Origin of the sequence: Poseidonibacter lekithochrous (assembly GCF_013283835.1) — a bacterium.
GTDB classification, from domain to species: Bacteria; Campylobacterota; Campylobacteria; order Campylobacterales; family Arcobacteraceae; genus Poseidonibacter; species Poseidonibacter lekithochrous.
Genome location: NZ_CP054052.1, coordinates 1,492,461 through 1,509,883, shown reverse-complemented (window position 1 = coordinate 1,509,883; position 17,423 = coordinate 1,492,461). Strand labels below are relative to the sequence as shown.

Sequence of the window (17,423 nt, the reverse complement as noted above, 5' to 3'; positions counted from 1 at the left end):
AGGCTTTATTATGAAAAAAAGTGATTTATTAATAGATACAAATGGTTATGTTTTAAGTTTAATAGAAAAGATCCTTGATGCAAATGTACAAATCAAGGGTGTTGAAAATATACCTAAAAACAATCCTAGAATTTTTGTAGCTAATCACTTTACTAGAACAGAAGCAATGCTTGTACCTTATACTATGTATAATCTTACTGGTAAAAAAGTAGGAGTAATTGCTGATGATTCACTATTCAAAACTTATTTTGGAAACTTTTTAAGTAACCTAGGCGCTATGAGAAAATCTCATCCTTTAAGAGATAATCATATCCTAGGAGATTTAATTACTTCATGTAAAGATTGGATGATATTTCCAGAAGGAAGTATGGTAAAAGCAAAAGATATAGAAAAATTCGATCAACACTTTTGTGTAAAAATTGATGGAACATGTCAAAGGGTTTTTACAGGTGCAACATATTTTGCTCTATATTCACAATTGCTTAGACAAAGTTATTTAGACAATAAAGTAAAAAATTTCAAAAAATTCCAAAGAAGATATTTTGTAAATGACTGTAAAGATATTAGTGAAGAAGAAACAATGATTGTTCCTATTAATATTTCATATTCTAAAATTAGAACAGGTCAGAACTTTTTATTAGATATGGCAGAGAGATTTCTTGGAGATATGGGTAAAAACTTTAAAGAAGAGCTTGAAATTGAAAGTAATATTATTCTAAACTCAAAAATCATAATCCAAATACTTGAACCTATAAGTACAAAAACTTTAATTCAAGAGTATGAAAAAGAGTTAAATCATAATAAAACAATTAGTAAAATCAGATATGAAGCTACTCATAATTTTATGAATAAGATATATGAATCACTTACAATAAATTTTGATCATGTATTTGCATTAATTTTGTTTTTATATCCAAAAAAAGTCATTAATATAAAACACTTTAAAAGATTGATTTATTTAGTAATCAATAAAATTAAAAAAAGAGAATTTTATATTGATGATGATATTGATAAAGATTTAATTTATCTTATTTCTTATGAAGCACACGAGCAATTTGATGAAGTCTTAGAAATTGCAATCAAAGATAAAATATTAAGTATTGAAAATGATGAATATTTCATAGATAAAAAAATACTTTTAAATAATCATACTCACCATACAATTCGATTAAAAAATATATTAAAAGTAATACTAAACGAAATATTAATTAATGAAAAAGTATTAGATATTGTGAGAAAACTAGTACAAGTTGAAGAAAAAGTAATTAACGCAAAACTTTTAAAAGTACTAGAAAAAGAAGAAAATGATAGTTTTTATAAATCATATAACAAATACATTGAGTACGCAGATACAAAACCAGAAGATATTGGAAAAGCTAAGTATTACGACAATAAAGATTCTGATACTTGTATTATTACCTTACATGGGTTTTCTTCGGCTCCAAAAGAAGTTGAGCAACTATCACAATTTTTACATGAAAACACTTTAGCTGTTTACTCACCTAGGTTAGAAGGACATGGAACTAGTCCTGAGGATTTAAAAACAAAAACTTGGATTGATTGGTATAAATCTGTAAGTAGAGCAATTACAATAGCAACATTAAAATATAAGAAGGTTTTTATTATAGGTTTCTCAACAGGTGGATTATTAGCCTTACTTGCATCAAATAAAAGCTATAGGGAATTCTCAGGAGTTGTTTGTATAAATGCTGCTTTAAATCTAAATGATATTAGAGTAAAAGCCCTACTTCCTGCGGTATCATTTTGGAATGATTTAGTAAGAGTTTTTAATGAAGATGAACTAGCAAAAGATTATATAGAAAACAATGCTGAAAACCCTGATATTAACTATGATAAATATTATGTTGAATCAATAAAAGAATTAAACCTATTAATGGAAAATACAAAAAAAGAGTTACCTAATATTACAAGTCCAATTTTAATATTACAAGCTAAAGATGACCCAGTTGTAAATCCAAGTTCAGCTTATGAAATATATGACAAAATTAAATCAGAAAAAAAAGAGATTAAGATTATTGAAGCCTCTAATCATGTAATAATTAAAGGCAATAATACAGAAGAGTTATTTGATTCAATATTAGATTTCTTAAAAAAATAAACCATAAACACGATTCTTTCACTAAAAAGCATTATCATAATTTATTAGATTATAAAACTTTGTTAAGACTAATTTACTTTAGATATAATTAGAAATATATACATCAAAGGAAAAAGTATGAAGTTATTAAGAAATTTATTTATATTAACTATTATTTCATTAGTTATTGTAGGTTGTACACAAAAAACTCCCTATACAAATAGATCTCAAATGATTTTTATGTCACCTAAACAAGAGTTAGCATTAGGTGCACAATCTTATAAAGAAGCACTTTCAAAATCAAAAGTTATTACAGGAACTAGACAATCAAGAAAAGTAAAAGAAATTGGTCAAAGAATTGCTAAAGTAGCAAATAGACCAGATTTCAAATGGGAATTCAATCTAGTTGATAATAAAGCAAAAAATGCTTTTTGTTTACCTGGTGGTAAAGTTGTAGTGTATACAGGTATTTTGGATGTTTCAAAAAATGATGATCAACTTGCAACTGTAATGGCTCATGAAGTTGCACATGCACTTGCTCGTCATGGTGCAGAGAGAATGAGTTCTTCAATGGTACAACAAGGTATTCAAGTATTAGGGAATGTAGTTTTAAGTTCAACAGCACCTGAATATGCAGGAGTATTTAATCAAGCTTATGGAATTGGTTCACAAGTTGGAGTTATGTTACCTTATGGAAGATTACAAGAAAATGAAGCAGACGAAATTGGTATATATTTAATGGCAAAAGCCGGTTACAATATACATGAAGCATTAAACTTTTGGAAAAATATGAGTGCTGGTGCTAAAAAAACAAATGAGTTCTTCTCAACTCACCCTAGTTCAACTACAAGAATTAGAAAAATTACAGAAGTAATAAATAAAATTGAAAAAAGCCAAGGTAAAACTATTAGAACAAATAGTAAACCTGCAAATAAAAGAATTCTAGGTAATAAAATATACTAATTAATTTAAATAAAAAGCTTAAATGCTTTTTATTTAATCAACTAAATTTTGATGTAAATTTAGCTTTTTATCTATTAAAACTACTTTCATATTATCAAGAATTTCACATTCAGTATTAATCATAAAAGTAGTTGAAAAAATGCCACTTTCTAAAGTTGAAGATGAAATTATTGTAGAAGATATAATTTCATCTTTATTTTCTTCTTTTGATATTATATGAGAAAATTCAACATTTTCTATAGTTTTATTACGTTCATAATTTGCGGATGTTGTTAAAGCCTGATTAGAAATATTAACAAAAAGTAAATTATTTTCTTTATCTTCTGGATTTTTAATTCCTATACAAAAAGGCTCATTATCAGGTTTACATCCAATCGCAAATAAATCCCCACCAAAATTAATTAATGCAGATTTTATTCCATAACTTTTTGTGATACTTACAGCTTTATCAACAGAATATTCTTTAATAACTCCACCTAAATCTAGTTTAGTTTCTCTAAATCTAAAGTTTAATTTGTTATCTTTTAAATACCATGAATCAATACCCATTTTATCTTTCAAAGAAAAAAGACAATTATTTACATCTTTTAAACTATTTTGATTATAACAATGTTTAATTGTTCCTACACTAATATCAAAAACACCTCTTGTTTTTAAAGATATTTCTTTTACTAAAGATAATATCTCATATGTTTGAGAATCAATTGATATTTTATTTCTCTTTCTATTATTTATTATTCTATTTAAATATGATTTTGAATCAAAGAAATTATATTTTTTCTCTAATTCATATGTGTGTTTTTTAATTTCTTCAAAACAATTTGCAGCTTTTATTTCATCATTATCATAAATCTGAACCTCACAAGGAGTTGTCATTGCTTGAAAAGTAAATTTAAATAGTTTCATATTATTTCCACCTTATCTTCTGTGAGAAGTTCTCCATGTTTGCTTTTGGGCAGTTGTAGGAGCTAATCCATCACCTTTTAAATTTAAATAATAAGCTTTAAAATCTGTTAAAGCCATAAGTTTACTATCTGTTGTAAATACAAAATCATTTACATTATTTAAAAGTGTAGTCTTTGCAACAACACTATTATCACTTAATAAGAAACTATTTACTACTTTTGAATTATTTAACGTAACTGCAAAACTCTTTTTACCACTTGATAAATCAAATTTATTCACAATAGAATCTGCTGTAAAAACTCTTTTTACACTTAATGCATTTAAGTTAGATATATCTAATAAATTAACTTCATTACTATTAGAGAATGATACTAGAATTTCAGTTGCACTTACACTAACAATTTGTTTTATCTCTTTATTTAATAAAAATGATGAAACAAAAGTATTTGTATTTGCATTATATACATTTATTGAGTTATTAAATGATGCGAAGAAATGATTGTCATCACTGCTATAAGCTACAGCTTTTACACTACTTGATACATTTAATTCAAGTAAAGATGAACTAAAATCTGAGCTATTAAAAACAAAAATCTTATTTAAATCAGATGAAGCAATAATCTTTGATTTATCATTACTTAATGAAAAATCAGTAAAAGAGTTATGAGCATAATAATTATTATTTCCTACACTTAAAGAAGCATATTTTAAAGTTGGAATTCCACTTGCAGAGAATGTACTATTATAAATTCCTAAACCATCGTTAGTATTTGAAACTTTATCTTTTTTAGTTAAAGAATATACATTTGAGTTGTTATCAGTAATAATCATCTTTGATAAAATTTTCTCTGAAGGTCCAGATTGAGTATCTCCATTTGCACCATCTAAATAATTTTTAGTAGCAATTTTATTTTGATTTGAAGAATCAATAATCGTTAGCCTATTATTCCATTTTGAATGAACTACTGTTCTGTTTGAGCTAGCTTTCACACCTACTGCTCTTTGATTTCCATCTTGTGTATCAATATCTAAAGTTTTTGTATCTAACTCTAAAGAATAAGAACTATCATATCTCTTTTGAGTAGGAATACTTGACACTGTTACTGAAAAGTTTTTATTTTTTAAAACTTCATCTACAGTTGTTGCAATAGTATCTAAAGGTTTTGTTTTATCTAAATCATATGATATTTTTAAAGAGTTTACAATATTATTAGCATCAATATTTACGATATTTGGATTTGATTGTAAATAATCTTCCCCTTCTAAATAACTCTTATTAAAAATTGTAGATTCTGATAATAAATCATTTACAGCATCACTCTCTTTTGCATTAGAATATGGATTAAATAATATCTCATTATTTGTAATAGTAGTAAATGGTGAAATCACTTGATTTGAGCTTTTTTGTGTTGCTGTTAAAACATACTCATCATTTATATTTACTACTAAATTTGCATCTTTTCCTAAGTTTGTATTATAAGAAGAAAAAGAAAACTTTCCATTTGCATATGTTTTTTCACTTGGTTCATTTGAATCACAAAGTCCATTTGAATTAATATCAAAACAAACATCTGCACCAACAATATATGTACTTGATAAAACTGTACCGCTTAATCCATCTTTTTGAACAAAACTACTTTGATTAGAGGCAACAACAGTATTAGAGGAAGCTTCATATTTTCCACCTCCCCCACTACCACAACCTTGTAATAGTATTGCAGTTGTTAACGATAAAGATGTTATCTTTAATACTTTATTCATAGAAGTTCCTTTAGAATGCATATTTAACCCCTGCACTTGCCCAATCCATTTTTAATCCAAATGATTGTTTTTGTGTCGCTGCAATAATATTAACTTTTAAATCTTTCATAATTTCATATTCAAAACCTAAACTATATGTTGTTCCATAATACTTAGATAATCTCTCATCAGCACTTCCATATGAATTTTTTGAAAAATGATTATCATTTGAATCATGTGCTTTATAAAAATCAGCAGCACTTTGAGTGTAATATCTAATTAAAGGTATAAATGTAAGCTTTGGTAATACTTTAATATATGAATTTATTGTTACTGTATGTGATGTGATTCCCCAATCATCACTATAGAATCTATATGCTCCATGTAATGAAATGTTTTTATGGAATTTATAAGCAGAATCTAAACTAATACCACTTGAAACTTTTGAATCAGGTCTTTTTTCTTTTGCAATAAAATAGTTGTAAACAGGATCAAATGAAGAAGTTGAGATATTAAAATATCTAACTATTGTTTGATATGGATTACTCAATTCTCCTGATTGTTTAGAAATAAAATAGTTAGCTTGTGCTACAAAGTTTTTTGTAAATACTTTTGAATAGCCAATTTGAAAGTTAACCATATCAAAATCTTTCCATTGGTTATTATCCCTTCTATGCAGAGCAGAGTTTTTTTGAAAAGAAATGCCAGTACTAATTGAATTATTCTTTAAATCATCAATATTATATAAATAACCTAATGAAGCCTCAATACTCTTAAAATCTTCTTCTTTGGAATATGCTAAACCACTTGATATTTCATCTCTTTTGGGAGTTCTTTTTATCAAACTAAGAGAAACTGCTTTTCTTGTATCATCTATTTGTGCATTTTTATAAGAAAAGTTATCTAAACTTGATTCCCCATCAGAAAGTAACTCTTTGTTAGAACTAGTATCTTGACATAAAGTTGCATTGTTTGTACATCTAGTATCATTACTCTTTCCTGTTGCATTTGATGATGCCCCAGATTTAGTATCCCATACAGGAGTACCACCACTCATAGAATCATATGATAAACTCATATTTAATGTATAATCAGTACCAAAATCTTTTTTGAAATCTAAAACAGAAAAATCAATTTTCATTCTGTCATTATTTTCTTCATATTTCATTTGTGTAAATTTAACTTCATCTGAAGAAGCAGCATTTAATACAGGAATTCCAACTGTTACTGCACTAATTGCTAATATAGATAATTTTTTTAGTTGCATCCGCAACCTCCTCCACCAATTCCATTTCCACCAAAAGAACCCTCTTTTGATGTAAAAATATGTTCATTCACTTTTTTTATCATTGCATCACCACCACCTAATTGCATATTGTCTTCAGCTAAAATTCCTTTTTCCCATGGCTTAACTTCTTTACTACAAGCAGTAAAGAAAGTCATAACTACAATCATAAAAACTACACTTTTTTTCAACATTTACATACCTTTTAAATCTTTTTTTATCACCTTGTCTATATCATCTATCGCACCAAAAATAATTTTTTGGACTTTATTGTCTTTTATATAATATAATGCTGGCATACCATAAGGTGAAAATTTATTTACCAAAATATGCTTGTCATCATTTATAACTTTAAAGTTTACTTTAAGTCTCTCTTGAAAGGCAATACCTTCACTAACCTCCTCATCTGTATCAATTCCAATAATTTGAACATTATCTAGTTTTTCAGCATTAATTTTATTAATAAGTGGTAACTCTTTTTCACAAGAAGCGCACCATGATGCAAAAAAATCAACTATTGTAACTTTACCTGTAACACTCCCTATTTTGGTAGCTACACTATCATCAATCTTATCCCCAACCTCATATGCGAATGTAACATTTGATGTAACCACCAAAAGTAAAAATACCAATATAACTTTTTTCATTTTTGTCCTTATTCTTAAAAATTTAGGCGAAATATTATCTGTTTTTATTTCTTTTGTCAATATTGATTATGGATATCAATATTATATAATGGTTACCATTTAAGCACATTTTAATTTATAAAAAACTAGAATTGCACTCTTTTATTAACGATAATGATTATCAATAATCAAACAAGGGGATTTAAATGTATGTATTTTATTTTAAAAAAATAATTTTTTTATTTTTTTTGATGTTTTTTTTAGTTGCGTGTAATAACAATAGTGAGATAAATAATTCTAATAACTCAAATATAAGTGGATATGCTCAAAAAGGACCATTTAAAAAAGATTCTATAGTTAAAGCATATAAATTAGAAAATGGTGTAAAAACTAATGAATCTATTGAGACTAAAATTTTAGATAACAAAGGTAGCTATAAATTAGACATTCCATGGAGTGGTCCTACACAAATAGAAATTACGGGAGAATATTTTGATGAAGTAAATGGCACTTATATTCAAAATGGTCATTTAGTTTCTATTATAAATGCAAAAACAAATGTTGAAATAAAATCTAATATAAATATTCTTACACATATTGCATCTAGAAATATTTTACAATCTTTAAAGCAATCGCCAAATATTGGCATTGATGAGGCTAAAGCAAGTGCAGAAAAATCTGTTGCAAAAGCCTTTAGTTTAGATTTAGAAGAAAATTCACTAGATGAGTTAGACTTAACAGATGGGCAAGATCAAACAAAAAAGAGAGTAAATGCTCAACTTCTAAAAATATCTGCGTCAATACTATCTACAAATAATCCTGAAGATACTTTAGAAAAATTATCAGAAGATATTAAAGATGATGGAGAAATTAATAGTGATGCAATGATTGCATTTGAAGAGTTAAAAAACAAAGAAGAAAATATTGATTTAAATGCTATATCAAATAACCTTGAAACAAATCTAAATATTGATAATACACCAGATAATACAGTTCTTGATGGAACTTTGACTTTACATCACAATATTAAATTTACTCAAAAATCTAATGCTAATTTAAATATAGATATTGAGTCAAATACTATTACTGTTTCAGGAATTATAGGTAATGCAAAAATTTCCATTCGAAATGGTTTCTATAAAATTGATAATAATGATTTTATTAGTAGTGAGTCAACTATAACAAATGGTCAGACACTAAAAATAAAACATATAAGTGCAAATAAAAGTGATAGTAACAATACTACAACACTTACTATTGCTGGTGTTACTATAGATTTTGTGTCAACTACTAAAAAAGTTATTACTGACATTATAGTTAGTGATCCCGTTTATTCTACAAAAGATATTACAAATGAAAATATAAATGTTTCATTTGTAAGCGATATGGATATATTAACTCCTATAGGATGGACAAAAAACAATAATACATATTCGAAAACTTATACAAATAATATAAATGAAAATATTATATTTAAAGATATTCATGGGAACTCTACTAGTAAAAATGTTCTTATTGAAAATATTGATAAAACTGCACCAATAATATCTGGAGCATCATATTCTATTAAAGAATTAACTAACAATGATGTTGAAGTAACATTTATATCAAATGATATTGATTTACTTATCCCAAATGGTTGGACAAAAACAAATACTAATATCAAAAAAATATATTCAAATAATGTTGATGAAACAATAGTATTTTCTGATAAAGCAGGAAATACAACTAATAAGAAAGTTGTGATTTCTAATATAGATAAAACTGTACCAATAGCTAGTATTACTTATTCTACAACATCATTAACTAAAGAAGATATTCTTGTAACTATTACTCTTTCTAAAGATGTAAATACTATTGAGGGTTGGAATAAGAATGCTAAAGTATTTACTAAAACTTATAGTGTAAATACATCTGAGACTATTACTTTTAGTGATTCAGCGGGTAATAGTATTGAACAAGATATTGCTATTAATAATATTGACAAAATTAATCCAATTGCTACAGTAGAATATTCAACTACAGATGCAACAAATCAAGATGTTACTGTAACTATTACATTAAACGAAGATGTAAATGCAGTTGATGATTGGAATAAAAATGGAAATGTATTTACAAAAATTTATAGTGTGAATAAATCTGAAACTATTACTTTTACAGATCTAGCTGGTAACAATGTACTTGCAACTGTTAATATTACAAATATTGATAAAACAAATCCTGTTTTAAATGAGGTTGTATATTCAACAATTATTAAAACTAATTCTAATGTAACTGCTACTTTTACATCTGATGAAGATTTAACTGCTCCAAATAATTGGCTTAAAACTGAAAACAGTGGTACTTTTACATACAAAAAAACTTATTCTCAAAATACTTCTGAATCAGTAATATTCAGTGATAATGTGGGAAACAATGTTTCTAAAAATATCTCTATTTCAAATATTGATAAAGACAATCCAACTGCAACAGTAGAATATTCAACTACAGATGCAACAAATCAAGATGTTACTGTAACTATTACATTAAACGAAGATGTAAATGCAGTTGATGGTTGGAATAAAAATGGAAATGTATTTACAAAAATTTATAGTGTGAATAAATCTGAAACTATTACTTTTACAGATCTAGCTGGTAACAATGTACTTGCAACTGTTAATATTACAAATATTGATAAAACAAATCCTGTTTTAAATGAGGTTGTATATTCAACAATTATTAAAACTAATTCTAATGTAACTGCTACTTTTACATCTAATGAAGATTTAACTGCTCCAAATAATTGGCTTAAAACTGAAAACAGTGGTACTTTTACATACAAAAAAACTTATTCTCAAAATACTTCTGAATCAGTAATATTCAGTGATAATGTGGGAAACAATGTTTCTAAAAACATCTCTATATCAAATATTGATAAAGACAACCCAACTGCAACAGTAGAATATTCAACTACAGATGCAACAAATCAAGATGTTACTGTAACTATTACATTAAACGAAGATGTAAATGCAGTTGATGGTTGGAATAAAAATGAAAATGTATTTACAAAAATTTATAGTCTAAATAAATCTGAAACTATTACTTTTACTGATTTGGCTGGTAATAATGTAAGTGTTACTGTTAATATTACAAATATTGATAAAGCTGAACCAATTGTTAGTACTGCAACTTACTCAACTACAACAAAAACAAAAGATAATGTAACTGTTACTTTTACAAGTGATGATAATAATTTACAAACTCCAAATGGATGGATAAAATCATCTAAAAATTTTACAAAAGTTTTTGATTCAAATACAAATGAAACTGTAACATTTCTTGATAATTTAGGAAATGAAACAAATAAAAATATTTCAATCTCAAATATTGATAAAACTGCTCCTGAAGTAAGTGATGCTATATATTCAGAAGAGTCTACAACAAGAGATCCAATAATTGTAACTTTTTCTTCAAATGATTCTGATATTTTAATTCCAAATGGATGGGCAAAAAATGGTAATAATTTCACAAAAATATTCACAACTAATACAAATGTAACTGTAACATTCCAAGATGATGTTGGAAATGAAACTCCTAAATCTATAATTATTTCAAATATTGATACAAGTAATCCAAATCTTATTTCATTTAATGGAAAAGATTATATCAAAGTAACTTCACCTAAAACTGGGAAAATCTGGCTAGATAGAAATCTAGGTGCCAATGAAGTTTGTAATGGTTCAAATGATGCTTTATGTGTAGGTGATTATTTCCAATGGGGAAGAAAATTAAATGGTCATGAAAAGAAAAACTCATTAACTTCAAATGAATTAATCACAAGTGATGTTTCAAATGATGGAAAATTTATTACTGTTCAGAGTGCTCCTTTCCATTGGGAAGATGCTCAACGTAGTGATGAGTTATGGACTGGGACTAATGCTATTAATAATGTTTGTCCAAGTGGATTTAAAGTTCCAAATAAATATGAGCTTGAAGCAGAATTTACAAATAATAGTACAGTTAATCCAAAAGATTCATTTTTGAAAATTCCCACATCATCGTACAGATCAGAAAATGGATCTATGAATGTGTCTAATACTGATACATATCTTTGGACAAGTAATTCAAAATCATCTCTTATCTCTTTTGATGCTTATGTTTTAAGATTTGCAGATAAAATTTCTTTTACTAGTATCCATACTACGAAAGCTATTCCTCTTAGATGTATAAAAGACTATGAAGACACAGTTAACCCAAGTCTTGTAAGTATTAAAAGTGGAAATAAAATATTAAATAATAATGATATTAATGTTTCTGTTGTTGATGATATCACAATAGAATTTTCAGAAGAGATAAGAACAGAAAATATTGCTATAAATGTAATATTAAAAAGAAATGGCAGTACAGCAATCTCCTCTGAATATGCAAATAAAATTGTCACTTTTAATAAAAGGAGTTTAGATACTCTTCTTGAAAAAGGATATGAATATACATTAAGTATTACAACAAATATAAAAGATATACGTGGAAACAATATTGAAACAGACCATTTAATTACTTTTGAAACCGAAGCTGCACCAGATACTACTTTACCTATGATAGATTTTACTAATTCAACACTTGATAGTTCTTCAAGTAACTTGAAAAATAGTAATGTTTCTGTATCAAATGAAATTAAAATTGTATTCAATGAAAGTATCGACGAATCAACAATTAATAAAAATAATATACTATTAAATAATGCAACTAATTATTCTTTAAAACTAGAAAATAATAAAGAATTGATAATAACATTAAATGAAAATCTGTCTTATGAAACTACATATACTCTTGAATTAAAGCAAGATATTCAAGATTTAGCAGGTAATGCTTTAAATCCAAGTACATGGGGGAACAACTCTGGGGATAAATCAATCTCTTTTACAACACAAGATGCTCCTGATTTAACAGCACCTCAAGTACTTAGTTCTAATCCAAATATAGCAGATAGCGATATTGGGATTTCATCAAATATTACAATTACTTTTAATGAAGAAATAAAAAATTACGACTCTTCTACAGTTATTCTAAAAAAAGACTTGGATAATACTGTTATAACTAGTACTTTAACATACAACAATAAAGTATTAACTCTTAATCCAAATACTGATTTAGAAGAAAATACAGCATATAAATTAACTTTAAATACAGGAATAAAAGATAGTTCAAATAATCCTTTAAAAAATGATATTGAAATAACATTTTCTACAGGAACATCTTCTTCTTGTGCAGGTGCTGTTATAGATAATATTTGTTATGAAAGTTCAAGTGTTCAAAAAAATTGGGCAGATGCAAATACTACTTGTTTGGAACAAAATAAAACTTTAGTTAATAAATCTTTAATTAGTGATTTAGATGCATTTGTAAGTGCATTAAGTTTAACTCAAGATAAAGAATATTGGTTAAATGAAGAAAGCTCATATTATTCAAACTATATTGAATATTATTCAAGCCCTTATGCAACAGATACTTGGAAAATAAATACAAGTGGAAGTAAAAGTAATGATAAATATTTTCTTTGTATGAAAGAATCACAAGCTCCAATTGCAACACTAACAAAACCACTTGATTCAGGCTCAGTATCAACAAAAGCTACTTTTAAAATTACTTTTGATGAAGAAGTAAAAAATATTTCTAATACAACTATTATTTTTAAAGATTCTAGTGATTCTGTTATAAGTACAACAGTTACTTATACTAACAAAATAGCAAGTATAAAACCTAATGATGATTTAAATACAAGTACTGAATATACAATCACATTAAAACCAGAAATTACAGATTTATATGCAAATGCTTTAGTAGAAAAAGTATTTACATTTACAAGTGATTCTATTGCTGCAACTTGTAGTGGCGTTGAATTAAATAGTATTTGTTATGAAAAATCAAGTGATGAACTTACACATATTATTGCTAAGAATACTTGTCAAGCAGAAAATAAAACATTAGTTTCAAAAGATTCAATTTCTGATTGGACAGTATTTGCTACAGCTCTTGAATTAGATGAAAGTAAAAAGTATTGGTTAGAAGAGAATTTAAACTATGTAAATAAATCATATAGTGGGTGGTCTACATCTAGTCATTATTCTTCAAGTACTCAATTTTTTTATATTTGTAAAAGTGAGAAAATTGCTCCTAGTATAAGTTCTTCTACCCCTATCAATAATGCAAGTGATATATCTACAAAGGTAAATATTACTATTACTTTTAATGAAGATATAAAAGAAGACACTTTAAATTCTTCAAATATTATTCTAAAAAAAGATGGTAGTGATGTTGAACTAGAAACAACAATCACTTATATCAATAAAATTGCAACAATCAAAAATACTAATGATTATGCAACAAATTCATCATATACAATTACACTAAATAATGGGATTAAAGACCTTTATGAAAATAGTTTAAATGAAACTAGTATTTCATTTACTACAAGTGCAATTGCTGCAACTTGTGCAGGAGAGTATATCAATGACAAATGTTATACAAAAGTATCTACACAGAAGAGCTGGACAGATGCTAATGCTCAGTGCACATTAGTTTCAAAAGACTCTGGTTTAAATTGGTCAGATTTAGCAACTAGTTTAAGTCTTGATACAAGTAAAAATTATTGGTTAAAAGAAGAACACAGCTCAGCCGATGGAGTTTCATTAAAAAACTCTTATGGTTCATGGGACACAGATTCTTATTTTCAATCAAAATCAAAAAGTACTCTACAAGAATTTATTTGTGTAGAGTAAAAAGTTAAAAGAAGAGTTCCCCTCTTCTTTTAAAACAAAATAGACTTAAGTACAAAGCCTTTTTGTATTTAAGTCTATTTTGTTATTGATAAAAATAATCAATTTCAAAATAAGAAAAAATAAGGAGTCAAGTAATGAATAGGTACCAATTCATTAAAAGTTCGTGTATAGCAATAACAACAGCTGTACTTCTTACTGGATGTGGCGGCGGTGGAGGTGGATCTTCTTCATCTTCATCAAGCGGTTCATCTACAGTTAGTGCGAAAGGATACTTAATTGATGCAGCTGTATCAGGGGTTAAGTATATTAATGCTGATGGTAGTACTGGTTTTACAAACGCTGATGGAAGCTTTGATTATAAAACTGGAACTACTAGATTTTATGTAGGTGGAATAAAAATTGGAGAGATAAATCAATTATCATCTGATAAGAAAACATTTATTCAAGATATTGTTGGTGTTTCAAGATCAAATATTTCACATCCCAAAGTTCTTAAGATTGCAACTTTTTTACAATCAATTGATAGTGATCCAAGCACAAATGAAATTGAAATTGGAAATAACTTCCAAAAATTCAATAGCGTAAATGATGATATATCTAATGATTCTTCAAATGTAAATACTATTCTTTCGAATAAAGGGTTTAGTGTAAAAAGTCAATTTGAAGTTAAAAAACATTTAGAAGATGAATTAAAAAACAATAATATTCAAGTTGATATAACAGCACCTATTGTATCAAGTACAAATACTACAAAAAGATTAAATGTAAGTAGTAATATTAATATTATATTCTCTGAGAACTTACTAGTAGAAACAATTACCAGTAATAATTTTGAATTAAAAAAATTAAATTCTGATATTGTAGTATCATCAAGTATTTCTTATAATAGTTCAACAAATACTGTAAGTATCAATCCAAACGCCAATCTAGATTACAATGAACAGTATATATTAACTATCAAAACAGATGTAAAAGATAATTCAAATAATGCACTAAGAAGTGAATTAACTTATAACTTTACAACATTAAGTTTACCTGATGATACAAAACCATCTGTAACATTCACTACAGAAAGTACAAATGCAGTACTAAATAAAGCCTTAGAGATTAAGTTCTCAGAAGCTATAGATAATAACTTAATTAATAGTACTAATATTATCCTAAAAGATAATGGAAATAATAACATTGAAACAACACTAGATTACAACAGTGTTACAAATAGTGTTACTATAACTCCTAAAACAAGTTTAAAACCTGATACTGAATATACAATTAAAGTAAAAGATACAATCACTGATTTAGCTGGAAATGCCCTTGAAACAGCATCAAACAATGAAGTCTCTTTTAATTTTACAACTATAAATCAAGTTGAATCAACAGCACCTGCAATTAGTTCTTCTTCGCTAGATTCAAATGCAAATGATATAGCTATAAATAGTAATATTACACTTACTTTTTCAAAAGAAGTGGATATTAAAACTTTAGAAAATAATATTAAACTAAAGAAAAATGGAACAAATTTTGATGTATCAAGAACACTTACTTTAGTAGGAAACACTGTTACAATTAATCCTGTTTCAGATATGTCTAAAAATGCAACTTATACTTTAACTGTACTAAATGGAATTACGGATATTTACGCTAATTCCCTAAGCGATGAAAAAACGTATACATTTACAACAGAACAAGAAGTTGATAATACTAGACCTGTATTAGTTGATTCAGAATCAACTCTAAATGATAATGACAAAAATGTTGCAATAAATAGTAATTTCTCATTTACTTTCAATGAAAATCTTGCTGAAAATACTTTACAAAATGATGGTATTGTATTAGAAGATATCAATGGAAATAAAACTGCTATTACAGTAACTTATACAAATAAAATAATCAATATCAATTCTAATACTGATTTAAAATATGCTACTTCATACAAATTAAAACTTACAAGTAAAATCACTGATGTCTCTGGAAATGAATTTGATGGAATGTCTGGATTATCAGGTCTTCATGATAAAGTTATAAATTTCACAACAATAGCAAATCCTAGTGATACTATAGCTCCTACTTTAGTTAGCCCTACGAACTTAGGAACTGTTGCAAAAGATGCAAAAATAATAGTTGAATTTAATGAAGAGCTGAAAAATATTACTAATTCAGATTTAGATATACCTAGTGGATATTTATTTGAAAAATATGAAAACAAAAAAATCTACTTAAAACCTACATACAATAACTATAACACAACATATACGCTTGTTTTAAAAGCTTCTATATCAGATTTAGCAAATAATACTTTAGGCTCTAATCTTTCTGTTACATTTAAAACAGTTCAAGAAGCAGATACAAAAGCTCCTGAAGTTTTAAGTTCTATTCCACAAGATAATATTGAAAATGTAAGTATTAAAAAAGACTTAGCAATTACATTTAATGAAGCATTAGACTCAAGTAGTGTAAATGCCACAAATATTCAGCTTGTAAAAAAAGATAATCAAAGTACAAATCTTATTTCAGATTCAGAAGTAACATATTTGAATAACGTTATTACAGTAAACCCTACTTCTGATTTAGACCTGAATACAAACTACATCTTACTTATAAAAAAAGATGGAGTAAAAGATTTAGCTACAAATAAGTTTGAAGGTTCATATGGTAGTGACTATAAAATTGATTTCAAAACCAGATTAATAGCTTCAACAGTAAATTGTGATTCTGGATATGTTGAACATAATAATGCTTGTTACAAAATCAATGACGATAAGAAAAACTTTGCTGATGCAAAAACTGCTTGTGAAGCTACTTCTTCTAAACTAATCAATCCAAAGACTTTATTTTATTCTGGAGGATGGAATTCATCATTAGTTGGTGAGTTTGCAAGTAATATCAGCCTAAATATAGACAAGGTTTATTGGACAAATGATGACAATGCAAATCAATCATATGTAATTAAAAAAGCTACTTTCTCTTTTGGTAACCCATGGGGAAGTCCTAGTTCTACAGAAAATACTGATAATTTACACGAATATATTTGTGTAAAAAAATAAAGG

At 26.6% G+C, this 17,423-nt stretch carries 9 protein-coding genes; 4 read left to right on the top strand and 5 right to left on the bottom strand.

Annotation, left to right across the window (positions count from 1 at the left end):
- Positions 1–10 precede the first annotated feature (10 nt).
- Positions 11–2,119 (top strand): alpha/beta fold hydrolase, encoded by a 2,109-nt coding sequence (locus tag ALEK_RS07295; RefSeq protein ID WP_173424125.1) that lies wholly within the window; start codon positions 11–13, stop codon positions 2,117–2,119.
- A 117-nt stretch (positions 2,120–2,236) separates the two neighbouring features.
- Positions 2,237–3,061: a M48 family metallopeptidase gene (locus ALEK_RS07290; protein WP_071625819.1), complete on the top strand. Its 825-nt coding sequence runs from the start codon at positions 2,237–2,239 to the stop codon at positions 3,059–3,061.
- Positions 3,062–3,094: 33 nt separating this feature from the next.
- Here ALEK_RS07290 and ALEK_RS07285 read toward each other — a convergent pair whose 3' ends face one another.
- From ALEK_RS07285 to ALEK_RS07265, 5 genes are read right to left on the bottom strand one after another with little or no spacing between them, the layout of a single operon-like run.
- Positions 3,095–3,967 carry an FAD:protein FMN transferase gene (locus tag ALEK_RS07285; protein ID WP_071625820.1) on the bottom strand — a complete coding sequence of 291 codons (873 nt, stop codon included), beginning with the start codon at positions 3,965–3,967 and terminating at the stop codon, positions 3,095–3,097.
- A 12-nt stretch (positions 3,968–3,979) separates the two neighbouring features.
- Entirely contained in the window at positions 3,980–5,728 is a 1,749-nt protein-coding gene (locus tag ALEK_RS07280) for a hypothetical protein (RefSeq protein WP_164072419.1), read from the bottom strand.
- A gap of 10 nt (positions 5,729–5,738) precedes the next feature.
- Positions 5,739–6,974, bottom strand: coding sequence for a DUF3570 domain-containing protein (locus ALEK_RS07275; RefSeq protein WP_071625822.1), 1,236 nt, complete (start codon positions 6,972–6,974; stop codon positions 5,739–5,741).
- A complete protein-coding gene (locus tag ALEK_RS07270) occupies positions 6,965–7,186 on the bottom strand; it encodes a DUF4266 domain-containing protein (RefSeq protein ID WP_071625823.1) in 222 nt (73 codons plus the stop codon). The genes ALEK_RS07275 and ALEK_RS07270 overlap by 10 nt, the downstream gene beginning before the upstream one ends.
- Entirely contained in the window at positions 7,187–7,639 is a 453-nt protein-coding gene (locus tag ALEK_RS07265) for a TlpA family protein disulfide reductase (RefSeq protein WP_071625824.1), read from the bottom strand.
- 185 nt (positions 7,640–7,824) lie between these two features.
- Here ALEK_RS07265 and ALEK_RS07260 point away from each other — a divergent pair, with 185 nt between their 5' ends.
- Both ALEK_RS07260 and ALEK_RS07255 read left to right on the top strand, forming a co-directional pair.
- Entirely contained in the window at positions 7,825–14,376 is a 6,552-nt protein-coding gene (locus ALEK_RS07260) for an Ig-like domain-containing domain (protein WP_228289364.1), read from the top strand.
- A 134-nt stretch (positions 14,377–14,510) separates the two neighbouring features.
- Positions 14,511–17,420 (top strand): Ig-like domain-containing protein, encoded by a 2,910-nt coding sequence (locus ALEK_RS07255; RefSeq protein WP_071625826.1) that lies wholly within the window; start codon positions 14,511–14,513, stop codon positions 17,418–17,420.
- The last annotated feature ends 3 nt before the right edge of the window (positions 17,421–17,423 follow it).